The organism is Citrobacter sp. U14242 (assembly GCF_046555775.1).
Lineage (GTDB): Bacteria > Pseudomonadota > Gammaproteobacteria > Enterobacterales > Enterobacteriaceae > Citrobacter.
On the sequence record NZ_JBKGLW010000002.1, the window covers coordinates 268,676 to 291,104 of the forward strand.

Genomic DNA, 22,429 nt, shown 5'->3' on the forward strand with positions numbered 1-22,429 from the left:
CACAACATGAACGTTAATAATGCCGGTTATATTATCGGTGCGTATCCCTGTGCACCCTCATTTCACCAACAGAGTGAAGAGAAAGAGAAGGAATTCTGGCGACAACTCGCGGATACCCCGAATATTCGCGGTCTTGAACAGCCCTGCCTCGAGCATCTTCACCCTCTGGGTGACGAATGGTTATTGCGCCATACGCCGGGCGACTGGCAAATTGTGGTCACCGCCATTATGGAGACCATGCGCCGCCGTGGCGGAAACAGCGGCTTTGGCCTGGCCTCCAGCGACGAAGAACAGCGTAAAGCCTGCGTAGAGTACTATCACCATCTTCAGCAGAAAATCAACAACATCAATGCCGCCAGGGCCGGGAAAGTGATCGCGCTGGAGCTACATGCCGCCCCGCTGGCGGGTAATCCGAACGTCGCTCAGGCCACCGATGCATTTGCCCGTTCGCTAAAAGAGATGGCTAACTGGGACTGGTCCTGCGATCTGGTACTGGAACACTGTGATGCCATGACCGGTCCCGCACCGCGCAAAGGATTTCTGCCATTAGACAACGTGCTGGAAGTGATAGCCGACTACGACATCAGCGTGTGTATTAACTGGGCACGTTCCGCTATTGAAGGACAGGATACAACGCTACCTTTGGCCCACACCCGGCAGGCCAAACAGGCCGGAAAGCTCGGCGCGCTGATGTTCTCCGGCACCACGCTGACCGGCGAATACGGCGAGTGGCAGGACTTACACGCACCGTTTGCCCCGTTCTGCCCTCAAAGCCTGATGATGACTAATCATGTTAAAGAATTATTTAATGCGGTGGAGCACACAACATTACTTTTTTCCGGTATTAAATTACTGGAAATCAATGCTAATGCTGATATTCAGCACCGCATTGAAATATTATGCGATGGCATTCGCGCATTAACTACGCCATAAAAACAGAACAAAGATATTCACTATATTTTCATACTTTAGCAATTGATATACACCATAAATTATAAATTCTAAAGGACTCATGATGAAGAGAATACTGGAGGGAATTCTGGCAATCATTATCGCCGTATTATCCTGTATTGTATTTATTAATATAGTTCTCCGCTATGGATTTCAGACAAGTATATTATCAGTCGATGAGCTATCCCGCTTCCTGTTTGTTTGGCTTACCTTTATTGGCGCAATCGTGGCCTTTATGGATAACGCACATGTACAGGTCACCTTCCTGGTAGAAAAACTGTCTACTGCCAATCAACGCCGTCTGGCGTTGCTAACTCACAGTTTAATTTTGCTTCTGTGCCTGGCTCTGGCATGGAGTTCTGTTCAGAAAACAATCCAGGACTGGAGCGACTTATCCCCTATCCTCGGCTTACCCGTCGGATTGATGTATGCCGCCTGTTTGCCCACCAGCGTGGTTATCGCACTGTTCGAACTGCATCGTTTATATCGGTTGGCTACCAATACTGATACCCCCCCGTTGTCACCGCAAGGAGATGAATAATGGCCGTTTTGATATTTCTTTGCTGCCTGCTTGGCAGCATTGCCATTGGCCTCCCCATCGCCTGGGCGTTACTGCTTTGCGGCGCAGCGTTAATGGCCTGGCTGGATATGTTCGACGTACAGATCATGGCGCAAACCCTGGTCAATGGGGCGGACAGTTTTTCTCTGTTAGCTATTCCGTTCTTTGTACTGGCGGGCGAAATAATGAATGCCGGAGGCTTGTCTAAACGGATAGTCGATCTGCCGATGAAACTCGTAGGGCATAAGTCCGGTGGTCTGGGCTATGTCGGCGTATTAGCTGCGATGATTATGGCGAGCCTCTCTGGCTCTGCTGTGGCGGATACCGCAGCGGTCGCGGCGTTGCTGGTTCCGATGATGCGTAGCGCCAACTATCCGGTAAATCGCGCAGCGGGGCTTATCGCCTCTGGCGGGATTATTGCTCCTGTTATCCCTCCCTCAATCCCCTTTATTATTTTTGGTGTCTCCAGCGGTCTGTCCATCAGTAAGCTGTTTATGGCGGGGATCGCCCCCGGTATAATGATGGGGGCTACGCTGATGCTCACCTGGTGGTGGCAGGCAAACCGTTTGGATCTGCCTCGTCAGCCTAAAGCGACGCCCCGTGAAGTCTGGCAATCATTGATTTCTGGAATCTGGGCGTTATTTCTCCCTGTAATAATTATTGGTGGTTTCCGCTCTGGCCTGTTCACTCCAACAGAGGCCGGTGCCGTAGCCGCATTTTATGCCCTGTTTGTCGCGGTGGTTATCTACCGGGAAATGACCTTTTCCAGCCTCTGGCATGTGCTGGTCGGGGCAGCAAAAACCACATCAGTCGTCATGTTTTTGGTTGCCTCTGCCTCTGTTTCCGCGTGGCTTATCACCATTGCCGAACTGCCGATGATGGTGTCCGATTTACTACAACCATTAGTGGATTCACCGCGTTTGTTGTTTATCGTCATTATGCTGGCAATTTTGCTTGTGGGCATGGTGATGGATTTAACCCCTACCGTTTTAATTCTCACCCCGGTATTAATGCCATTAGTTAAAGAAGCGGGCATTGATCCGATTTATTTCGGCGTCATGTTTATCATTAATTGTTCTATAGGATTAATTACCCCACCGATTGGTAATGTCCTGAACGTTATTTCTGGCGTAGCAAAACTTAAATTCGATGATGCGGTAAGGGGCGTTTTCCCCTATGTATTAGTTTTATATTTGCTGTTAACACTTTTCATTTTCATACCCGACCTAATCATCATTCCTCTGAAATGGATTAACTAAAAGGGAAATACCATGAAATTACGCTCTGTAACCTATGCATTATTTATCGCAGGACTGGCGACAATCAGCACATCATCCCTCGCTGCACAGTCGTTACGTTTTGGCTATGAAACATCGCAAACGGACTCGCAGCATATTGCGGCGAAAAAATTCAATGAATTATTAAAAGAAAAAACCAATGGTGACCTGGCGTTAAAACTGTTTCCTGATAGTACGCTGGGCAACGCACAGGCCATGATCAGCGGCGTGCGTGGCGGTACCATTGATATGGAAATGTCGGGTTCAAATAACTTCGCTGGCTTATCGCCGGTGATGAATCTGCTGGATGTGCCTTTCCTGTTCCGCGACACCGCCCACGCGCATAAAACCCTCGACGGCAAAGTTGGTGATGAGCTGAAAACCTCCCTTGAAGCAAAAGGCTTAAAAGTGCTGGCGTACTGGGAAAACGGCTGGCGTGATGTGACCAACTCACGCGCGCCAGTGAAAACCCCCGCCGATCTAAAGGGCCTAAAAATTCGCACCAACAATAGCCCAATGAATATCGCTGCCTTTAAGATCTTCGGTGCTAATCCCATTCCTATGCCATTTGCCGAAGTCTATACCGGACTGGAAACCCGCACCATTGATGCCCAGGAGCATCCCATCAACGTCGTATGGTCGGCGAAATTTTATGAAGTACAGAAGTATCTCTCTCTTACCCATCATGCCTATTCACCGCTTCTGGTGGTGATCAATAAAGCGAAATTCGATGGCTTAACCCCACAGTTACAGCAAGCGCTAATTTCATCAGCACAAGAGGCAGGAAACTATCAGCGCCAGCTTGTCGCTGAAAATCAGCAAAAAATCATCAACGGCATGAAAGAGGCCGGTGTTGAGGTTCTGGCGGAGATCGACCGCCAAGCCTTCAGTGATGCGCTTGGCAATCAGGTTCGAGACATGTTTGTGAAAGACATTCCTCAGGGCGCGGAGCTGCTGAAAGCTGTGGATGAGGTGCAATAAACAATGAGCAATTACTGGCTGGGGTTGGACTGTGGTGGTAGCTGGCTAAAAGCCGGATTATACGACGCTACTGGCCGGGAGGCAGGCGTTCAGCGCCTGCCGCTGCGCACGTTAAGCCCCAAGCCGGGCTGGGCTGAGCGCGACATGACAGAACTACGGCAATGCTGCCACACCGTCATTCGCGCGCTCCTCGACCATACCGGCATTGGCGGTTCACAAATCCTCGGCATCGGGATATCCGCGCAAGGTAAGGGATTATTTTTACTCGATAAAGAAGACCGCCCGCTCGGCACAGCCATTCTCTCGTCAGACAGAAGAGCCATCGAAATCGTGCGCTGCTGGCAGCAGGATGGTATCCCAGAAAAACTCTACCCGTTAACCCGACAAACCTTATGGACCGGGCATCCGGCCTCTCTTTTACGCTGGGTCAAAGAAAACGAACCCTCACGGTACCCCCAAATTGGCTGCGTCATGATGACGCACGACTATCTGCGCTGGTGCTTAACCGGTGTGAAGGGCTGCGAAGAGAGCAATATCTCCGAATCCAACCTCTACAACATGTCCAGCGGGCAATATGACCCGCAATTAACTGACTGGCTCGGCATCAGTGAGATCAATGGCGCGCTACCGCCCATTGTCGGCTCAGCAGAAATGTGCGGGGAAATCACCGCTCAGGCAGCCGCCATAACCGGTCTGGCGGCGGGTACGCCCGTCGTCGGCGGCCTGTTTGATGTGGTTTCCACCGCACTCTGTGCCGGTATTGAAGACGAACACACCCTCAATGCGGTAATGGGCACCTGGGCCGTCACCAGCGGGATCGCTCACGGCCTGCGCGACCATGAGGCGCATCCCTATGTCTATGGCCGCTATGTGAATAGCGGGCAATACATCGTTCATGAAGCCAGCCCGACCTCTTCCGGCAATCTGGAATGGTTCATCGCCCAGTGGGGCGAGATCTCATTTAATGAGATTAACCAGACGGTTTCCAGTTTGCCCAAAGCCGGTAGCGATCTGTTTTTCCTGCCCTTTTTATACGGCAGCAACGCCGGGCTGGAGATGACCAGCGGCTTTTATGGTATGCAGGCGCTGCACACCCGCGCGCACCTGTTACAGGCCATTTATGAAGGCGTGGTGTTCAGCCATATGACCCATCTTAATCGCATGCGTGAACGCTTTACCGACGTTCACACCCTGCGCGTGACGGGCGGCCCGGCGCATTCCGGCATCTGGATGCAAATGCTGGCAGACGTCAGCGGTTTACGTATCGAATTGCCGCAGGTGGAAGAGACCGGCTGCTTTGGCGCTGCGCTCGCCGCCCGCGTCGGCACCGGCGTTTACCCCAACTTTAGCGACGCCCAGCGCAGCCTACAGCACCCGATACGCACGCTGCTGCCGGACATGACCGCACATGCGCGTTACCAGCGTAAATACCGTCAATACCAGGATTTGATTACCGCACTACAGGGCTATCACGCCCGCATTAAGGAGCACGCATTATGAGCCGACCATTACTGCAACTGGCGCTCGACCACACCAGCCTTCAGGCAGCACAACGTGATGTCGCGCTGCTACAAGATCATGTCGATATCGTTGAGGCTGGGACCATCCTCTGTTTAACCGAAGGCCTTAGCGCGGTCAAAGCCCTGCGCGCCCAATGCCCGGATAAAATTATCGTCGCCGACTGGAAGGTGGCCGATGCCGGAGAAATCCTCGCACAGCAAGCCTTTGGCGCAGGTGCCAACTGGATGACCATCATCTGTGCCGCGCCGCTCGCCACGGTGGAAAAAAGCCACGCCGTTGCACTAACCTGCGGTGGTGAAATTCAGATGGAACTGTTCGGAAACTGGACGCTGGACGATGCCCGCGACTGGTGTCGTGTCGGGGTTCGTCAGGCGATTTACCATCGCGGGCGCGACGCGCAGGCCAGCGGTCAACAGTGGGGCGAAGCGGATCTGTCGCGGATGAAAGCGTTGTCCGACATCGGCCTTGAGCTATCGATTACCGGCGGCATTACGCCCGCAGACCTGCCGCTGTTCCGCGATATTAACGTTAAAGCCTTTATTGCCGGGCGCGCGCTGGCAGGCGCCTCCCTTCCAGCGCTGGTCGCCGGCGAGTTTCATGCGCAAATCGACGCCATCTGTCAACGTATCACGAAAAAATCGCCCTCTTCCATGAGGACAAACGGGTGAGGATCAGAAGCGCCAGCTCACCCCTGACAGGAAAGTGAAGCTGTCGTCGCGATCGACCATTGGGCTATTCTTAATATCATCCGGTAGCACGCTATAGTTGGCGCTTGCCAGCAACGTCAGATTAGTGGTTAACGCGTATTTCGCCGACAGCCCGACATAGGGCGTCCAGCTATCGCCTGGGGAATAACTTGATAACCCGCTACGGCGGGATTCATTGCCAGATATACCGTAGTAATATTCGTTGAAATTTTCGTCATAATAAAGAACACCAACAGCCGGAGTCAGCGTCAGCTTACCCATCGGCATTTGGCGGAACAGAGACACTTCCCCTACCCAACCATTGCTGTTGTCCAGAACATCCGCCGCCGCAGAAACTTTTACGCTGCCCCATTTCTCATGGTGATACCATGCAGCACCGGCCATCGCGGTACTGTCACGTTTGTCCAACTGCTTCATTGCACGATCATCGTTATCGGCAGGGTCAAACTCCAGCGGCATCCACGAAGCAGTAAGACTAAATTCATTACTTTTACTCTTCGACAGAATATAGCCTAACGTTGTTTGCCTAAAATAAAATGATTCACTTTCATAACTGACAAGCGGTACTGCGTGAACATTATCATTATATCCACGATAAGGCGATTCATTATATACAGCGCCACCGCCAATAGAAAATTCTGCGGCTGTCGCACTCGCCATAAAAGAAAAGGCAAATAGCGCCACAATATTGCGTTTAATTAACATGCCAACATTCCATTTTAAAATAAGCTACAAAGCGCGTGCATAATAATGCTTACAATTTCGTCGGTGCAACATCCATATTTATATAGTAATATATACAAACATATATATATTGGGTTTGGCGATGAACAAATTACAACTCAAACACCGGGAGCTGAAGATCATTTCAGTCATTGCTGCCAGTGAAAACATCAGTCACGCTGCCACCGTTCTCGGCATCGCACAGGCCAACGTCAGCAAATACCTTGCTGATTTTGAATCAAAAATTGGGTTAAAAGTCTTCGACAGAACCACCCGACAGCTTACCCTGACACCGTTTGGAACAGCACTACTGCCCTACATTAATGACATGCTGGATAGAACCGATCAGCTAAACAATTTCATTGCGGATTATAAGCATGAAAAGCGTGGTCGCGTAACAGTATATGCACCGACAGGAATAGTGACATACTTATCGCAACATGTTATTGCAAAAATTCAGAATATTGGCGGCATTAGTCTTTCGCTAAAAACATATAATCTGGAGCGCAAAGCATTTTATGAAGGCGTCGATTTCCCTGACGACTGTGATATTTTAATTACCTATACACAACCCAAAGATGAATCATTGGTTGCCAGTTTTATTACTAAATATGCGGTTTCTGCTTTTGCCAGTCAGGAATATCTCAATAAACATCCTATCAGTAGTCCTGAGGAACTGGAGGATCATTCCTGTATTCTTATTGATTCAATGATGATTGATGACGCGAATATCTGGCGATTCACCTCAGGCAAAGGTAAAGAATTACAAGACTATCGTGTAACGGGGAATTACGTCTGCGACAATACGCAGTCGGCACTGGCATTGGCACGTAACCATTTAGGCATTGTTTTTGCGCCAAATAAAAGCGTGCAAAAGGATACCCAAGCCGGAATGTTGGTTCCGTGCTTCTCTGAACAGCATGAGTGGTGGCTGGATCTTGTGGCCATTTTCCGCAAACGCGAATATCAGCCCTGGCGAGTACAGTTTATTCTTGATGAGATGTTAAATGAGATACGCCAGCAGCTTACTCAGGCGCAGCAACAGTCACCTGAGTAAGCGAGAAAGGTAAGCCAATAGCCGACGTTTAGTGGTCGAGATACAGGTAATGCACCCAACTGGTCATACGCAGCAGGACTTTGCGCATCACTGAGACATGGGCAAAATGGTCTGAGTAGACCGCGACCTGGGCGTAAATACCATCAGGCAGCGCATTCAAATCCACATTCTCATTCAATTCGATTGTGGCAATCACCCCTTCTGAACCAGGCGTAGAATTCAAAGATTGCAGCGCCCCATTCGACTGATATGTCCCTCCCGGAACGGCTGGGCTAATAGCCGCCAGCTTACCGCTAAACACTTTACCCGGCAGTGCATTAAACACCACTTCGGCTTCATCGCCGGGTTCCAGTCGCAGCAACGAATTTTGGCGGAACTGGGCGATAATTTGCCGTTTTTGCTCCGGGATAAACACCATTACCGGGCGCATCGGCAGCGCAGCGGCATAGGTTCCTGGCCGCATCAGCACCTGCGTAACGTAACCATCGCTGGGTGCGCGAACCACGGTTTGGTCAAGATTAAACTCCGCTTCAGCCAGCTGTGCTTTCAGGCTGGCAATTTGCGAATTTTCACCCAGCACCAGGCTGTCTAACTGACTCTGTATTTGCTGTTGTTCGGCAATCGAGGATTTTACCGACGCTTCCTGCGCCAGATAGTTTTGCCGCGCCGCATCAATATCGCGTTCAGAAAAAGGATTCACCTTCGCCTGACTCCCCTGCGCATAGCGTTGGTAATCTTTCGCCAGCTTGTCACGTGTGGCTTTTGCCCGCTGCGTATTTGCAGCCATTTCATCCAGCTGCGCAGCAAGAGCCTGCTCTTTATGCTGTGCCGTGACAATGTCGGCTTTCAGGCGGTCAACCCGCGCCTGATAACGCCCCGGATTCAGTTTAAACAGAACTTCGCCTTTTTTAATCAACGTGTTCTTCTTATCCGTGACTTCCGTTACCACTCCCGTTACTTGCGGCACGACGGGAATAGAAATTACCGCCTTTTGTGCTTTAAATGTATAAGGGTGGTTATAATTCATCAGTAATATAAGCCCGCAAACAATAAAAATACCGCCCAATGCCGCGGTAGGTACGGTCCATTTATTGACAGGGATTTTAAAAATTTTAAATACCGACCATGCGCAAGCCACATAGGTCAAAACGATCAGTAAATCCATCGATATTACTCCGCCGGAGAGGGGGTAGCCTCACCCAGTTTCTTTTCCAAATCTGCTACCCGCGCCTGAAGCAGGGTCAGGGAAGAGTCAACACTCTGACTTTGCATGCCCCACCCACGCTCCGGGCGATAAAGCGTTGCCCAGATCCATAAAAAGGGCCAAATCACATGCAATGTAAACAAACTTACCCAGCCAGCAACATGTATTGCATCGGCATGAGGATGGTTACGTTTTTTTGCGATTAAATAAGGGATATCATGCAAAATAATAACCCCATAAAAAATGACCAGGAATACAAAAATAAGCACTCCTAATGCAAAATAATCAAGAAACATATTTGCCTCAGAGATTTAAAATTAATAAATTCGGATGCTGATTGTTTTCAACAATAGAGTTGATAATACTAGTGGCATGACCAGATCGCATGCAATGGTCTTATTTATATAACGATATATGAGTTTATATATACCTGCAGAAATGCGGAAGGCCCGGCTCGCTATGCGATACCGGGCAATGATATGACATGAGATTAAAACAGTCCCAGCGGTTTATCCGAGTAGCTCACCAACAGGCACTTGGTTTGCTGATAATGCTCGAGCATCATTTTGTGTGTCTCGCGCCCGATGCCCGACTGCTTATAGCCACCAAACGCGGCGTGGGCCGGGTAAGCGTGGTAACAGTTGGTCCAGACACGGCCTGCCTGAATACCGCGTCCCATCTTGTATGCTAAATTACCGTTGCGACTCCAGACGCCGGCGCCTAGCCCATATTGCGTGTCATTGGCGATTTCCAGCGCCTCATCCATGGTTTTAAAGGTAGTGACCGCCAGTACCGGGCCAAAGATCTCCTCCTGAAAAACACGCATGTTGTTCTTACCAAACAGAATGGTAGGTTCGAGGTAGTAGCCTTCTTTTAGCTCCCCCTCCAGCTGCTTACGCCGTCCGCCGGTCAGAACATCCGCCCCTTCTTTCTTACCAATATCGATGTAATTCAGAATGGTTTCCAGTTGACCATGGGAAACCTGCGCCCCCATTTGTGTGACGCTGTCTAGCGGGTTGCCACTGCGGATACTCTCTACGCGACGAATCGCTCTTTCCATGAAACGTTCGTAAATGGATTCCTGTACCAGTGCGCGGCTTGGGCAGGTACATACCTCACCCTGGTTAAATGCAAATAACGCGAAGCCTTCCAGCGCCTTGTCGAAGAACGCATCTTCTTCATCCATCACATCAGCGAAGAAGATATTTGGCGACTTACCGCCCAGTTCCAGCGTGACCGGGATGATGTTTTGCGTTGCGTACTGCATGATCTGCTGCCCGACTTCCGTCGAACCGGTAAACGCCACTTTCGCAATGCGTTTTGACGTCGCCAGATACTCCCCGATTTCCCCACCCGCACCGTTGACCACGTTCACCACACCCGGCGGGAGCAAATCACCGATGACTTCCATCAGCAGCAGGACCGACAGCGGCGTCAGACGAGCAGGTTTCAACACCACGCAGTTCCCCGCCGCCAGCGCAGGCGCCATCTTCCAGCTCGCCATCAGCAGTGGGAAGTTCCACGGAATAATTTGCCCTACCACGCCAAGAGGCTCGTGGAAGTGATACGCCACAGTGTCGCTATCAACTTCACTGATTCCCCCTTCCTGTGCGCGGATACAGGAGGCGAAGTAGCGGAAATGGTCAATGGCCAGCGGCACGTCAGCGGCGCTGGTTTCGCGAATCGGTTTGCCGTTATCCCAGGTTTCTGCGGTGGCCAACAGCTCCAGGTTTTGCTCCATACGGTCGGCAATTTTGAACAGAATCGCCGCCCTGTCCTGCACCGAGGTATGTGCCCACTGCTCTTTAACTTTATGCGCAGCATCCAGTGCCAGGTCGATATCCTTTTTGCCGGAAGAGGCCACTTCGCACAGTAATTGCCCGGTGACTGGCGTCAGATTCTGGTAATACTCACCGTCCACCGGTGCGACCCAGTCGCCGCCGATAAAGTTATCGTATCGCGCCTTTAACTTCAGGGGGTAACCATACTCGCCGGGATAAATACGCGTTGAAGGGGGGTTATTGGTCATGACCGTCTCCTTGCTGTAGGGGTATTACAAAGGTAGACGGGACTGGCGAATTATTCGCCAGCCTTTTACGGCTTTACGACAGATATCACGAATTACATTGCCGCGCGGTAGATCGCCATGATGTCCTCATGGGTCGCCAGCACAGCAAAGTCTTCTTCCTTAACGTTCAGCTCACGCAAACCTGCCGGAATTTTCACTTTCTGGGCCAGTTTGCGGATTGCCGCGGCGTAACATGCTTATCCACAATCGCCATTTTGATGTGGCGTACTTCGTCGGTAATGATGCCAAAACGGGTCATTTCAGATGCCGTTCCTGCAGCGCTTTTTGAATTTCACTCGCTATACCGAATTTCGCCAGCATGGAATCCGTGACAATTAACGTACGACGAAATCCATATTCCGCCATTGTACGATCCTTAATTACTCAAAAGAGGAAGGAAGCATACGAGTGATAATCTCAACAAAATATGATCGTGGTTGTTATTTTAATAGCATCAGAAATTAAAAAGCACATTAGTGTTCGTAATCTAATGTGCTTATTTAAATCAATGTTTATTTTGTATTAATTCATCTTATTCCTGAATTAATTATTTCGTTACTTTTCGGGAAACAGTAACGCATCGCGCAATAAATGATCATTTCCCCGACGACGAGTAAAGCCGATACGGTCAAAATATTCCAGAATCTGGATAGCCAGTTTGCGTCCGACATTGAGTCTGTCGCGAAAATCGGCAGCGCAGGTCGACCCTCTTTCCTGATCCAGTTCGCGGATCAGATTCGCAAAGGCCACAATCCGATCGTTACGATAATAGCGATCTTTGACGATCGCCGTAATAATGCCCTGCTGCGCCGCCTGCCGTAGCGCCAGACGCATCGCCTGCTCGTCCGTTCCCGTTTCTTTCGCCAAATCTCGCACCCACCACGGCTCATCACCAAACAGAGGTTCTACTTTTTGCCAGATAGCCCGCTGCTCATCGCTGAAACCGGCCTTATGATCTGGCAAATGTAACCAGCCATGATGGCTATGAATAGCACCGCTATCGCGCATCTTTTCAATCAGCAGCAGGACCAGCGCTTCATCTTCCATCGGCAGGGCCATACGACGCAGGCGTTCACGTCCAGGCCCTGGCTCATCACGATGTTGCTCATGGTAGGTCGCCAGCGTATCCAGAATCTTACGTTGCCAGCGTGCAGCAACGGGCGCATTCAACAGACTATACCCGGCGCGAATAAATCCATGTTGCTCAATCAACGGACGCATGCCATCGCCATTGAGCTGGCGTGCCCACGCGAAATCGGGAATGTTCACCGCGCCGCGCGTCAGATGCAATGCCAACGCTTCACCATTATTCTGTGCATTTTCCAGCGCCGACAGCCACTGTAAATACTCCGGCTTACGCTTCCCACGACGCGGTGGATTCAGTGTCACAACACGTGCGCCTGCCAGCGTCGTACGGGCAGAAATATCACGCAGCACCAGCCTGTCGTTATCAGCCAGCCACAGCGGTGTATCAAACACCAGTTCCGCCAGCGTCCCTTCGAGCAGTGAGATGCGACCGGTCACATGGCTGGCTGCGTGGTGGATATGTAGCGGCTGCCACTGCATCAGGGGGGCCGAGTGTTCTAAAGAGACAATAACGCGTGAGAAGGCCTCCGGCGGCGCATCAGCAAGCAACCAGTCACCACGGTTAATCTCTTCTTTTTCCGCATCACCGGCAATGTTCAGCGCAATTCGCTGTCCGGCGTGAGCATGTTCGGTCGGCTGATTTTGCGCATGCAGGCTACGTACGCGCATCGGTTTGTTAACCCCGGTCAGCCACAACGCATCCCCGACATTCACTTCTCCGCTGAGCGCCGTTCCCGTGACAACCAGACCTGCGCCTTTTACCGTGAAAGCGCGGTCAATGGCCAGGCGGAAGGTGTGATCGCGGGCCAGCTCACGCGGCGTCAACTGCAGCAAATGGTCACGCAGCGCTTCGATACCACGGCCTTCACTGGCGGCCGTCACGAACAGTATCGCATCGGCAAAACCATAGTTACCCAGCGTGGTTTGCACTTCAGCACGTACTTCGTCAATGCGTGCTTCATCAACGCGATCGGCTTTGGTCAGCGCCACGGTAAGTTGTGGGTTGCCTGTCAGTTGCAGGATTTGCAAGTGTTCACGCGTTTGCGCCATCACGCCATCATCACAGGCCACCACCAGCAGCGCGTGGTCGATACCACCGACACCCGCCAGCATGTTGGACAGAAACTTTTCGTGGCCAGGGACATCGATAAATCCCAGTACCCGCCCATCCGCCTGCGGCCAGTAGGCATAGCCGAGGTCGATAGTCATGCCGCGCTTTTTTTCTTCCGGCAGTCGGTCGGCATTCACGCCGGTAATCGCCTGTAATAACGTTGTTTTTCCGTGGTCAACGTGTCCGGCGGTTGCAATAATCATTTCAGCATCATCTCCATAAACCGGGTCTCGTCTTCAAGGCAGCGCAGATCCAACCACAAGCGACCATCATAAATTCGCCCAATGACCGGCACGGGCAGCAGACGCCAGCGGGCGGCCAGCGCTTCGAGGCGGCTTCCACGCCCGTCATGCGGGGCAAAGGTTAATGCCACGCTCGGCAGCCTATCAACCGGTAACGAGCCGCTACCAATCTGCGACAGGCAAGGCATGACATTCAACGCAAACTCGGCACCATAATGTTCTGTCAGTTGTGCTTGTAATCGTAGTGCCTGCTCGTGGATCGCCTCTTTCGTGCGGGTGAGCTGGCGTAGCGTTGGCAATTTCTCCGCCAGCGCTTCTGGGTGCAGATAGAGCCGCAGCGTGGCTTCCAGCGCTGCCAACGTCATTTTATCAGCCCGTAATGCACGTTTCAGTGGGTGTCGTTGTAAGCGGGCGATCATCTCTTTTTTACCCACAATAATGCCAGCCTGCGGCCCGCCCAACAGCTTGTCACCAGAGAAACTCACCAGGCTCACACCGGCGGCAATGAGCTGCTGCGGCATCGGCTCCTGCGGCAAACCATACTGACTGAGATCGACCAGCGAGCCGCTACCCAGATCCGCCACTACCGGCACATCCAGCTCCTGACCAATAGCGGCCAACTCCGTTTCATCCACCGCTTTCGTAAAGCCTTCAATGCTGTAATTACTGGTATGTACCTTCATCAGCAGGCCCGTATTTTCATTAACCGCCTGACGATAATCACTGGCATGGGTACGGTTGGTGGTGCCAACCTCGCGCAGGATACATCCAGCCTGAGACATCACGTCGGGAATACGAAACGCGCCGCCAATTTCGACCAGCTCGCCGCGTGATACCACCACGTCTTTGCCCGCCGCGGTGGCCGCCAGCATCAGCAGAACCGCAGCGGCATTATTATTGACGATACAGGCATCTTCCGCGCCGGTCAGGCGGCAGAGTAAATCCGCCAGCGCCCGGTCGCGATGTCCACGCCCGGCATCAGTCAGGCTGTATTCCAGCGTCACCGGCGTACGCATCGCCTGCACCACCGCAGCAATCGCCTCCTCAGCTTGTGATGCACGCCCAAGATTGGTATGCAGCACAGTCCCCGTCAGATTAATAACCGGACGCAGTGCACTTTGCGATTCTCGCTCGAGCCGGGCGCTAGCCTCTTGCGCCCAGTCTTCCCCCCATGCTGGAAGCGCCTGCGTGTCGCGAATCGCCTCTCTGGCTTCATCGAGCATATGACGCAGCAGGTCCACCACGCGGGTATGACCGTGGGACTCACGTAAAACCTGGAAGGCGCTATCGCGCAGTAAACGATCGATAGCAGGAAGCTGGCTGTAGAGTGAACGCATGTCGGTTGTCATGAAAGGGCCTGGCTGTTGGTGGCCCCCTCCACCGTGGAGAGGGATATCGATATGCAGGGGATTGTACCGTGACTTTACTCAGGCGGACATAATACGCATCAAGCCTTTGGCGGTTCTGTGCGGGCGAAGCTTTCTCGTTGAAAGAGTGTTTCCACCAGTTTCACCAGACGTGGTCGGTCAACACACCAGCCAGGTGCAACCCGACGAAAATTGAGATAGCCCACGGCACAGGCAATCGCAATCGTTGCCAGATTAACCGTATCCGTTTTCAGCGTACCGTCCGCCAGATAACCTTCCAGCACATCCAGGCTGCGGGTAATTTTTTCGCGCTGGCGTAGCAATTCAGTTTCTGACTGCTGCGCAGCGGGGCGCGCCTGCTCACGTACCGACACCAACCCGGCATCCATAATACCGTCCGCCAGTGCTTCCAGTTGCCGTACTTTCAGCGCTGCCAGCGGCTCACGCGGAAGCATAGCGGGTGCAATATCCAACAGCTCTATATATTCAGCAATGATCGGTGAATCAAACCAGTACTCTCCCTCATCAGTGACCAGCGCGGGCACTTTGCCTAACGGGTTATATCGCGCCACGCCGTTTTCCGCGTTATAGGGGAGTTCATTAACGAATTCGAAGGTGATGCCCTTTTCCAGCAACAGAATAGAAATTTTACGCACAAAAGGGCTGGTATAGCTGCCAATGAGTTTCATGCCGTGTCCTTTTTGCCAACAAAAAAGCGGTGTCCAACGAATGTCTGGACACCGCTTAGTATGGCTCAGGCCACGACAAATGGCAGGTGATGACGGTCTCAATGATCCAAATAAAGATAATGCATCCAACTGGTCATACGCAGCAGCACTTTACGCATCACTGACACGTGAGCGAAATGGTCGGAATAGACCGCCACCTGGGCATAGATACCGTCCGGTAGTGCATCCACATCGGCATTGGGAGCCAGCTCAATCGTGGCCAGCACGCCATCGGTACCTGGCACCACCGTCAGGGACTGCAACGCTCCCTGAGCCTGATAAGAACCGCCCGGCACAACCGGCAGAATGCTGGTGAGCTTGCCGGGGAATACCTGGCCTGGCAGCGCGTTGAAGACGACTTCCGCTTCATCACCCGGTTTAAGACGCAGCAACGAGTTCTGGCGGAATTGCGCCACGATTTGCCGTTTTTGTTCGGGAATAAACACCATCACCGGGCGTAGAGGCAGCGCGGCGGCGTAGGTCCCGGGCCGAATAAGCACCTGCGTAACATAGCCATTGCTGGGGGCACGGACGATAGTCTGCTCAAGATTGTATTTGGCTTCAGCGAGCTGAGCGCGCAGAGACGCGACCTGAGATTGCTCCCCGTTGACCATACTGTCTAACTGACTCTGAATCTGCGTCTGTTCGGCAACGGAGCCTTTTACCAGCGCATCCTGTGCCAGATAGTTCTGCCGGGCGTTGTCGATATCGCTTTCAGAGAATGGATTAACCTTCGCCTGACTACCCTTCAAATAGCGTTGATAATCTTTATACAGGCGGTCGCGTTCAGCGGAAACGCGGGTGGTATTGGCGACGGCTTCAGAAAGTTGGGCTTTCAGATTGTCGATATTGTGCGTGGCGGTCACCAGGTCGGCCTGCAGTCGGTCCACTCGCGCCTGATAACGCACGGGATCGAGTTTAAATAACACCTCGCCTTTATTAATCAGCTGATTATTTTTATCTGTCACCTCACTCACAATTCCCGTGACCTGTGGGGTTACAGGAATTGAAATAACCGCCTTTTGCGCCGTAAAGGTATACGGGTGGTTATAGTTCATTAATAAGATGAGTCCCGCCACAATAAACACCCCACCTAACGCGGCGGTGGCAAGCGTCCATTGGTTTACCGGAATACGGAATATTTTAAAGATGGCCCAGGCAAATGCCACGTAAGTCAGGACAATCAACAAATCCATGATCAAATCTCCGGAAAGGTGGAGTTATCGTCTTTTTTCTCCCCATCCAGTCTTTTTTCCAACTGGGTGATACGCGTAGCCAGCGCGGCAATTTCAGGGTCAGGTTCCTTCCCGGTCGGCGTAATGTGTGACTGCATCCCCCAGCCTCGTTCTGGCTGATAGAGCGTGGCCCAGATCCACAGGAACGGCCAGATAACATGCAGTGTAAAAAGACTCACCCAACCCGCCGTATGGATGGCATCGGCATGGGGATGGTTACGCTTCTTAGCCATGTTATAGGGAATATCATGGATGGCGATGATTCCGTAAAACAGAACCAGAAAAACGAAGATCAGCACACCTAACGCGAAATAGTTTAGAAACATACCCGCCTCGTATTCACGCTAATCAGAGCTTTCAATTGCAGGCAGCCGAAAGGAGTCATGGCTGGTAATTTGAACATAATTGCAGTTCGCCATTTCCGCCATACCACCAGGGTATAAATTTGCAGGTTGACGGCTCGCGAGGTAGCGGCAAGAAATGGGTGATGAAACAGAATCCGCGCAAGATCACACCAGGAGAAATCCAGGCAAATATTTATTGCGAAGTAGATCACAAATACCCAACAAACAGCCAAAGCAAAAACGTGAACAAGTTCACATTTAAGTGCCTTTTACAGCCCATCCTCGGGTGGTGATGTTTTTTTATACCGGTAATTTGTGATCAAAATCACATTAAGTAATACCGTGAACCCTATATTTACGTGACACTGATCACACTAAAAGTCGTCGACTGGACAGTTGAACGATTCAGTGCCAGATTTCGCAGTATCTACAGGGTCCGGCTACCTCCTGCCGCTACATTAACAAACCTCGGGCTTTTAGCCTGCGCGACAGCAAACATAAGAAGGGGTGTTTTTATGTCATCCGATATTAAGATCAAGGTGCAAAGCTTTGGTCGATTCCTCAGCAACATGGTGATGCCAAATATCGGCGCGTTTATCGCGTGGGGTATTATCACCGCATTATTCATTCCGACAGGGTGGTTGCCGAACGAAACGCTGGCGAAGCTGGTCGGCCCGATGATCACCTATCTGCTACCGCTGTTGATCGGTTATACCGGTGGTAAGCTGGTTGGCGGCGATCGCGGCGGTGTCGTCGGCGCTATCACCACCATGGGCGTGATCGTCGGTGCGGATATGCCGATGTTCCTCGGTGCAATGATCGCCGGTCCTCTGGGCGGCTGGGCTATCAAACACTTTGACCGCTGGGTAGACGGTAAGATCAAATCCGGCTTTGAGATGCTGGTGAATAACTTCTCCGCCGGCATCATCGGGATGATCCTCGCCATTCTGGCCTTCCTCGGTATTGGCCCATTGGTTGAAGCCCTGTCCAAAATTCTGGCGGCCGGCGTTAACTTCATGGTTGTCCATGACATGCTGCCGCTGGCGTCTATCTTCGTTGAACCGGCGAAAATCCTGTTCCTCAACAACGCCATCAACCACGGTATTTTCTCACCGCTGGGCATTCAGCAGTCCCATGAGATGGGTAAATCCATCTTCTTCCTGATTGAAGCAAACCCAGGCCCGGGTATGGGTGTTCTGCTGGCGTACATGTTCTTCGGTCGCGGCAGCGCTAAACAGTCTGCGGGCGGCGCGGCTATCATCCATTTCCTGGGTGGTATCCACGAAATTTACTTCCCATACGTGCTGATGAACCCGCGTCTGATCCTGGCCGTTATCCTCGGCGGTATGACTGGCGTATTTACGCTGACTATCCTCAACGGCGGCCTGGTGTCTCCGGCCTCTCCGGGTTCTATTCTGGCCGTACTGGCAATGACGCCTAAGGGTGCTTACTTCGCCAACATCGCGGCAATTTGTGCGGCAATGGCGGTCTCCTTTGTGGTCTCGGCGATTCTGCTGAAAACCAGCAAAGTGAAAGAAGAAGACGACATTGAAGCCGCAACCCGTCGTATGAACGACATGAAAGCGGAATCCAAAGGTGCATCTCCGCTGGCGGCTGGCGACGTTACCAACGACCTGAGCCACGTGCGTAAAATCATCGTTGCCTGCGATGCCGGTATGGGTTCCAGCGCCATGGGTGCGGGCGTACTGCGTAAGAAAGTGCAGGATGCCGGTCTGTCGCAGATTTCCGTTACCAACAGCGCAATCAACAATCTGCCGCCGGATGTGGATCTGGTCATTACCCACCGTGACCTGACCGAACGTGCGATGCGCCAGGTTCCTCAGGCTCAGCACATTTCGCTAACCAACTTCCTCGACAGCGGTCTTTACACCAACCTGACTGAGCGTCTGGTTGCGGCACAGCGCCACAACGTTAACGAAGAAAAAGTACGCGATCACCTGAAAGACAGCTTTGATGAGGGTGATAACAACCTGTTCAAACTGGGTGCGGAGAATATCTTCCTGGGCCGTAAAGCCGCCAACAAAGAAGAAGCGATTCGCTTTGCCGGTGAGCAACTGGTGAAAGGCGGCTATGTTGAGCCAGAATACGTCGAGGCGATGCTGGACCGCGAAAAACTGACCCCAACCTATCTGGGTGAGTCCATTGCGGTGCCACACGGTACAGTGGAAGCCAAAGACCGCGTGCTGAAAACAGGTGTCGTGTTCTGCCAGTACCCGGAAGGCGTACGCTTCGGTGAAGAAGAAGACGACATTGCCCGTCTGGTCATTGGTATCGCCGCACGTAACAACGAGCATATCCAGGTCATCACCAGCCTGACCAACGCCCTGGATGATGAATCGGTGATTGAGCGTCTGACAAAAACCACCAGCGTGGATGAAGTTCTGGAGCTGCTGACGGGTCGTAAGTAAACCCCGTTGCCCGATGGCGCTACGCTAATCGGGCCTACGGTTTCCTCTCCCGCAAGGGAGAGGGTTTGGGTGAGGGGAAATCTATGCAGTCCCTCACCCCAGCCCTCTTGGGTAAAAACATTAATGAAGGTTAATACTATGAAAGCATTACATTTTGGCGCAGGTAATATCGGTCGTGGCTTTATCGGCAAACTGCTGGCGGACGCGGGGATACAACTGACGTTCGCGGATGTAAATCAGGTCGTGCTCGATGCCCTGAATGCCCGTCATAGCTATCAGGTTCATGTAGTCGGTGAAAACGAGCAGGTTGATACCGTGTCCGGCGTCAATGCCGTGAGCAGCATCGGCGATGATGTCATTGAACTGATTGCCCACGTAGATTTAGTCACCACCGCCGTCGGTCCGGTCGTGCTTGAGCGCATCGCACCGGCCATCGCCAAAGGGCTGCTTAAACGCAAGGCGCAGGGCATCGCGACTCCGCTGAATATCATCGCCTGTGAGAACATGGTGCGTGGAACCACACAGTTGAAAGGCCACGTTATGAACGCGCTGGCAGATGAAGACAAAGTCTGGGTTGAAGAGCATGTTGGTTTTGTCGATTCCGCCGTCGACCGCATCGTTCCCCCTTCAGCTTCCGCAACCCACGATCCTCTGGAAGTGACCGTGGAAACCTTCAGTGAGTGGATTGTCGACAAAACGCAGTTCAAAGGCGTGTTGCCAACGATCCCAGGAATGGAATTAACTGATAACCTGATGGCATTTGTCGAACGTAAACTCTTCACGCTGAACACCGGGCATGCTATAACCGCGTACCTCGGAAAATTGACCGGTCATCAGACCATCCGTGACGCGATTCTCGACGAGAAAATCCGCGCAGTGGTAAAAGGTGCAATGGAAGAGAGCGGCGCGGTACTGATCAAACGCTATGGCTTTGATGCAGCAAAACATGCGGCATACATTCAGAAAATCCTCGGTCGTTTTGAAAACCCGTACCTGAAAGATGACGTTGAGCGCGTGGGCCGTCAGCCGCTGCGTAAACTGAGCGCAGGCGACCGTCTGATTAAACCACTGCTGGGCACGCTGGAGTATGGTCTGCCGCACGTTAATCTGGTTCAGGGTATCGCCGCTGCGATGCATTACCGCAGTGCAGAAGATCCGCAGGCGCAGGAACTGGCTGCACTGATTGACGAAAAAGGCCCACAGGCCGCGCTGGCGCAAGTGTCCGGACTGGATGCCAACAGTGATGTGGTTGCGGAGGCGGTTAACGCATATAACGCAACCAAATGATACAGAATACGGCGCAGGTCATCCTGCGCCGACATGACAGATTGTCAGATATGCAGGCAATAATGGAACAAACACAGGCCTTTGAAAATCGTGTGCTTGAGCGTCTGAATGCTGGCAAAACCGTACGCAGCTTCCTCATCACCGCCGTAGAATTACTCACCGAGGCGGTGAATATCCTGGTGCTTCAGGTATTTCGCAAAGACGACTATGCGGTGAAATATGCCGTAGAACCGTTACTCGACGGCGATGGTCCACTGGGCGATCTTTCAGTGCGTCTGAAGCTGATCTACGGCCTGGGTGTACTCAGTCGTCCGGAGTATGAGGATGCGGAACTGTTGATGGCACTGCGTGAAGAGTTAAATCACGACGGCAACGAATATGCGTTCACCGATGACGAAATTCTTGGGCCATTTGGTGAGCTGCACTGCGTGACGGCGCTCCCGCCGCCACCACAGTTTGATACCTCAGACTCGGGCCTGCACGCCATGCAAATCCAGCGCTACCAGCAAATGGTACGCTCCACGATGGTGCTTTCCCTGACCGAGCTGATTTCTAAAATCAGCTTAAAAAAAGCCTTTCAAAAATAAAGCGGAGCGCTTTACTTCCCTTCCTGCTGTGGCCGGTATAGCTGTCGATAGTAGGCCAGGCGCTGCAGGTACAGCTCGGCATTCTCTTGCGGAACTTCAGAAGGGACAACGTTTCGCGGCGGTGTTTTATTCAAATACTCGCGGAAAGCCTGGCTTGAAGCCATAAAATCGATAGTTTTATCAATAAGAATAGAGACGTTCTCACCTATTTTCGCCATGATGACCAATCCTCCATGTATTCTCCGCGTACGGCCTACGCGGTCGATGATTTAAGTTTAGGATCAGGTGGGCGATTATATTGAGGAAAACGTGCTTCACTATGAACCCGCAAATAAAAAGCACCATCGCTGATCTTATCGCTTAAAATTCCATATTAATCAAAGCACTAGCATTATCATTAGCGGAGTAATACTTGCGGTATTTGATTATTTATCTTCGATTAGTTGTGAATAATCTCGCTCTGCGCGCATACTATAGGATATTCATCCTATTTTTATCAGAAGCTATCCTATGAAAGAAGTCGAAAAAAACGAAATTAAACGTCTCAGCGATCGTCTGGACGCTATCCGCCACCAGCAGGCTGACCTCTCGCTGGTTGAAGCCGCCGACAAATATGCCGAGCTGGAAAAAGAGAAAGAAACGCTGGAAGCAGAGATTGCACGCCTGCGTGAAGTGCATGGTAAAAAGCTGAGCAAAGAAGCACAAAAGCTCTCTAAGCTCCCCTTCCGCCGCGCCATCACCAAAAAAGAACAAGCAGACATGGGTAAGCTGAAGAAAAGCGTGCGCGGCCTGATTGTTGTCCACCCGATGACCGAACTGGGCCGTGAAATGGGCCTGAAAGAGATGACGGGCTTCGCGAAGAGCGAGTTCTAATCGCCTGCCGGGCAGCTTCCGCTTGCCCGGCCCTGTACTTCCCCCGCCAATTGGCCCTACCAATTATCACCAGATCCGAATACCCCCTCACA

The 22,429-nt window shown here is 51.9% G+C and carries 21 protein-coding genes and 1 pseudogene; 11 read left to right on the forward strand and 11 right to left on the reverse strand.

Annotated features, from left to right (window positions below; translation table 11 throughout):
• Nucleotides 1–6: 6 nt before the first annotated feature.
• The 6 genes from ACLJXE_RS04010 to ulaD all read left to right on the forward strand — a co-directional run bounded on the left by ACLJXE_RS04010 (nucleotide 7) and on the right by ulaD (nucleotide 5,957).
• Nucleotides 7–933 (forward strand): DUF4862 family protein, encoded by a 927-nt coding sequence (locus tag ACLJXE_RS04010; RefSeq protein ID WP_410750148.1) that lies wholly within the window; start codon nucleotides 7–9, stop codon nucleotides 931–933.
• Nucleotides 934–1,015: 82 nt separating this feature from the next.
• On the forward strand, nucleotides 1,016–1,492 hold the full coding sequence (gene yiaM, locus ACLJXE_RS04015) for a 2,3-diketo-L-gulonate TRAP transporter small permease YiaM (protein ID WP_410750254.1): 477 nt from the start codon (nucleotides 1,016–1,018) through the stop codon (nucleotides 1,490–1,492).
• On the forward strand, nucleotides 1,492–2,769 hold the full coding sequence (gene yiaN / locus ACLJXE_RS04020; RefSeq protein WP_410750149.1) for a 2,3-diketo-L-gulonate TRAP transporter large permease YiaN: 1,278 nt from the start codon (nucleotides 1,492–1,494) through the stop codon (nucleotides 2,767–2,769). The genes yiaM and yiaN overlap by 1 nt, the downstream gene beginning before the upstream one ends.
• 12 nt (nucleotides 2,770–2,781) lie before the next feature.
• Nucleotides 2,782–3,768: a 2,3-diketo-L-gulonate TRAP transporter substrate-binding protein YiaO gene (yiaO, locus tag ACLJXE_RS04025; RefSeq protein ID WP_410750150.1), complete on the forward strand. Its 987-nt coding sequence runs from the start codon at nucleotides 2,782–2,784 to the stop codon at nucleotides 3,766–3,768.
• 3 nt (nucleotides 3,769–3,771) lie between these two features.
• Entirely contained in the window at nucleotides 3,772–5,268 is a 1,497-nt protein-coding gene (locus ACLJXE_RS04030) for an FGGY-family carbohydrate kinase (RefSeq protein WP_410750151.1), read from the forward strand.
• Nucleotides 5,265–5,957 (forward strand): 3-keto-L-gulonate-6-phosphate decarboxylase UlaD, encoded by a 693-nt coding sequence (gene ulaD, locus ACLJXE_RS04035; protein ID WP_410750152.1) that lies wholly within the window; start codon nucleotides 5,265–5,267, stop codon nucleotides 5,955–5,957. Before ACLJXE_RS04030 ends, ulaD begins: the two co-directional genes overlap by 4 nt.
• A gap of 3 nt (nucleotides 5,958–5,960) precedes the next feature.
• On the opposite strand, the gene ACLJXE_RS04040 is transcribed toward ulaD, so the two are convergent.
• Nucleotides 5,961–6,701 carry a MipA/OmpV family protein gene (locus ACLJXE_RS04040; protein ID WP_410750153.1) on the reverse strand — a complete coding sequence of 247 codons (741 nt, stop codon included), beginning with the start codon at nucleotides 6,699–6,701 and terminating at the stop codon, nucleotides 5,961–5,963.
• A 121-nt stretch (nucleotides 6,702–6,822) separates the two neighbouring features.
• Between ACLJXE_RS04040 and ACLJXE_RS04045 the strand changes: the two genes are divergently transcribed.
• Nucleotides 6,823–7,776: a LysR family transcriptional regulator gene (locus ACLJXE_RS04045; protein WP_410750154.1), complete on the forward strand. Its 954-nt coding sequence runs from the start codon at nucleotides 6,823–6,825 to the stop codon at nucleotides 7,774–7,776.
• Nucleotides 7,777–7,804: 28 nt separating this feature from the next.
• On the opposite strand, the gene ACLJXE_RS04050 is transcribed toward ACLJXE_RS04045, so the two are convergent.
• From ACLJXE_RS04050 to ACLJXE_RS04090, 9 genes and pseudogenes are all read right to left on the reverse strand, one after another.
• Nucleotides 7,805–8,941: an HlyD family secretion protein gene (locus tag ACLJXE_RS04050; protein ID WP_410750155.1), complete on the reverse strand. Its 1,137-nt coding sequence runs from the start codon at nucleotides 8,939–8,941 to the stop codon at nucleotides 7,805–7,807.
• A 5-nt stretch (nucleotides 8,942–8,946) separates the two neighbouring features.
• Entirely contained in the window at nucleotides 8,947–9,276 is a 330-nt protein-coding gene (locus tag ACLJXE_RS04055) for a DUF3302 domain-containing protein (RefSeq protein ID WP_410750156.1), read from the reverse strand.
• Between the two features lie 194 nt (nucleotides 9,277–9,470).
• Nucleotides 9,471–11,009 carry an aldehyde dehydrogenase AldB gene (gene aldB, locus ACLJXE_RS04060; RefSeq protein ID WP_410750157.1) on the reverse strand — a complete coding sequence of 513 codons (1,539 nt, stop codon included), beginning with the start codon at nucleotides 11,007–11,009 and terminating at the stop codon, nucleotides 9,471–9,473.
• Nucleotides 11,010–11,217: 208 nt separating this feature from the next.
• Nucleotides 11,218–11,331 (reverse strand): annotated as a pseudogene (locus tag ACLJXE_RS04065) (L-threonine dehydrogenase); the annotation flags it as partial.
• 272 nt (nucleotides 11,332–11,603) lie between these two features.
• The gene (gene selB / locus ACLJXE_RS04070; RefSeq protein WP_410750158.1) at nucleotides 11,604–13,448 is read right to left on the reverse strand and encodes a selenocysteine-specific translation elongation factor; all 1,845 of its coding nucleotides are present in this window, start codon (nucleotides 13,446–13,448) and stop codon (nucleotides 11,604–11,606) included.
• Nucleotides 13,445–14,836: an L-seryl-tRNA(Sec) selenium transferase gene (gene selA, locus ACLJXE_RS04075; RefSeq protein WP_410750159.1), complete on the reverse strand. Its 1,392-nt coding sequence runs from the start codon at nucleotides 14,834–14,836 to the stop codon at nucleotides 13,445–13,447. The genes selB and selA overlap by 4 nt, the downstream gene beginning before the upstream one ends.
• A gap of 98 nt (nucleotides 14,837–14,934) precedes the next feature.
• The gene (locus tag ACLJXE_RS04080) at nucleotides 14,935–15,543 is read right to left on the reverse strand and encodes a glutathione S-transferase (RefSeq protein ID WP_271454727.1); all 609 of its coding nucleotides are present in this window, start codon (nucleotides 15,541–15,543) and stop codon (nucleotides 14,935–14,937) included.
• Nucleotides 15,544–15,641: 98 nt separating this feature from the next.
• On the reverse strand, nucleotides 15,642–16,778 hold the full coding sequence (locus tag ACLJXE_RS04085) for an HlyD family secretion protein (RefSeq protein WP_286629970.1): 1,137 nt from the start codon (nucleotides 16,776–16,778) through the stop codon (nucleotides 15,642–15,644).
• A 2-nt stretch (nucleotides 16,779–16,780) separates the two neighbouring features.
• Nucleotides 16,781–17,143, reverse strand: a complete 363-nt coding sequence (locus ACLJXE_RS04090) for a DUF3302 domain-containing protein (protein ID WP_286629971.1) — start codon at nucleotides 17,141–17,143, stop codon at nucleotides 16,781–16,783.
• A gap of 533 nt (nucleotides 17,144–17,676) precedes the next feature.
• On the opposite strand from ACLJXE_RS04090, the gene mtlA reads away from it, so the two are divergent.
• The 3 genes from mtlA to mtlR all read left to right on the forward strand — a co-directional run bounded on the left by mtlA (nucleotide 17,677) and on the right by mtlR (nucleotide 21,464).
• The gene (mtlA, locus tag ACLJXE_RS04095; protein ID WP_410750160.1) at nucleotides 17,677–19,590 is read left to right on the forward strand and encodes a PTS mannitol transporter subunit IICBA; all 1,914 of its coding nucleotides are present in this window, start codon (nucleotides 17,677–17,679) and stop codon (nucleotides 19,588–19,590) included.
• A 138-nt stretch (nucleotides 19,591–19,728) separates the two neighbouring features.
• Complete coding sequence (gene mtlD, locus ACLJXE_RS04100) at nucleotides 19,729–20,877, forward strand: mannitol-1-phosphate 5-dehydrogenase (RefSeq protein ID WP_410750161.1); 1,149 nt, start codon at nucleotides 19,729–19,731, stop codon at nucleotides 20,875–20,877.
• Nucleotides 20,874–21,464, forward strand: a complete 591-nt coding sequence (mtlR, locus tag ACLJXE_RS04105; RefSeq protein WP_271440361.1) for a mannitol operon repressor MtlR — start codon at nucleotides 20,874–20,876, stop codon at nucleotides 21,462–21,464. Before mtlD ends, mtlR begins: the two co-directional genes overlap by 4 nt.
• 11 nt (nucleotides 21,465–21,475) lie before the next feature.
• Here the strand turns inward: mtlR and ACLJXE_RS04110 are convergent, their stop codons facing one another.
• A complete protein-coding gene (locus tag ACLJXE_RS04110) occupies nucleotides 21,476–21,682 on the reverse strand; it encodes a hypothetical protein (protein WP_271440360.1) in 207 nt (68 codons plus the stop codon).
• A 292-nt stretch (nucleotides 21,683–21,974) separates the two neighbouring features.
• Between ACLJXE_RS04110 and ACLJXE_RS04115 the strand changes: the two genes are divergently transcribed.
• Nucleotides 21,975–22,337 carry a YibL family ribosome-associated protein gene (locus ACLJXE_RS04115; RefSeq protein WP_271440359.1) on the forward strand — a complete coding sequence of 121 codons (363 nt, stop codon included), beginning with the start codon at nucleotides 21,975–21,977 and terminating at the stop codon, nucleotides 22,335–22,337.
• Nucleotides 22,338–22,429: the final 92 nt, after the last annotated feature.

Bases quoted from the DNA above. Each gene is read 5' to 3' on its own strand.
- ACLJXE_RS04010 (WP_410750148.1), top strand. From the start codon at position 7: ATGAACGTTAATAATGCCGGTTATATTATCGGTGCGTATCCCTGTGCA.
- yiaM (WP_410750254.1), top strand. From the start codon at position 1,016: ATGAAGAGAATACTGGAGGGAATTCTGGCAATCATTATCGCCGTATTA.
- yiaN (WP_410750149.1), top strand. From the start codon at position 1,492: ATGGCCGTTTTGATATTTCTTTGCTGCCTGCTTGGCAGCATTGCCATT.
- yiaO (WP_410750150.1), top strand. From the start codon at position 2,782: ATGAAATTACGCTCTGTAACCTATGCATTATTTATCGCAGGACTGGCG.
- ACLJXE_RS04030 (WP_410750151.1), top strand. From the start codon at position 3,772: ATGAGCAATTACTGGCTGGGGTTGGACTGTGGTGGTAGCTGGCTAAAA.
- ulaD (WP_410750152.1), top strand. From the start codon at position 5,265: ATGAGCCGACCATTACTGCAACTGGCGCTCGACCACACCAGCCTTCAG.
- ACLJXE_RS04040 (WP_410750153.1), bottom strand. From the start codon at position 6,701: ATGTTAATTAAACGCAATATTGTGGCGCTATTTGCCTTTTCTTTTATG.
- ACLJXE_RS04045 (WP_410750154.1), top strand. From the start codon at position 6,823: ATGAACAAATTACAACTCAAACACCGGGAGCTGAAGATCATTTCAGTC.
- ACLJXE_RS04050 (WP_410750155.1), bottom strand. From the start codon at position 8,941: ATGGATTTACTGATCGTTTTGACCTATGTGGCTTGCGCATGGTCGGTA.
- ACLJXE_RS04055 (WP_410750156.1), bottom strand. From the start codon at position 9,276: ATGTTTCTTGATTATTTTGCATTAGGAGTGCTTATTTTTGTATTCCTG.
- aldB (WP_410750157.1), bottom strand. From the start codon at position 11,009: ATGACCAATAACCCCCCTTCAACGCGTATTTATCCCGGCGAGTATGGT.
- selB (WP_410750158.1), bottom strand. From the start codon at position 13,448: ATGATTATTGCAACCGCCGGACACGTTGACCACGGAAAAACAACGTTA.
- selA (WP_410750159.1), bottom strand. From the start codon at position 14,836: ATGACAACCGACATGCGTTCACTCTACAGCCAGCTTCCTGCTATCGAT.
- ACLJXE_RS04080 (WP_271454727.1), bottom strand. From the start codon at position 15,543: ATGAAACTCATTGGCAGCTATACCAGCCCTTTTGTGCGTAAAATTTCT.
- ACLJXE_RS04085 (WP_286629970.1), bottom strand. From the start codon at position 16,778: ATGGATTTGTTGATTGTCCTGACTTACGTGGCATTTGCCTGGGCCATC.
- ACLJXE_RS04090 (WP_286629971.1), bottom strand. From the start codon at position 17,143: ATGTTTCTAAACTATTTCGCGTTAGGTGTGCTGATCTTCGTTTTTCTG.
- mtlA (WP_410750160.1), top strand. From the start codon at position 17,677: ATGTCATCCGATATTAAGATCAAGGTGCAAAGCTTTGGTCGATTCCTC.
- mtlD (WP_410750161.1), top strand. From the start codon at position 19,729: ATGAAAGCATTACATTTTGGCGCAGGTAATATCGGTCGTGGCTTTATC.
- mtlR (WP_271440361.1), top strand. From the start codon at position 20,874: ATGATACAGAATACGGCGCAGGTCATCCTGCGCCGACATGACAGATTG.
- ACLJXE_RS04110 (WP_271440360.1), bottom strand. From the start codon at position 21,682: ATGGCGAAAATAGGTGAGAACGTCTCTATTCTTATTGATAAAACTATC.
- ACLJXE_RS04115 (WP_271440359.1), top strand. From the start codon at position 21,975: ATGAAAGAAGTCGAAAAAAACGAAATTAAACGTCTCAGCGATCGTCTG.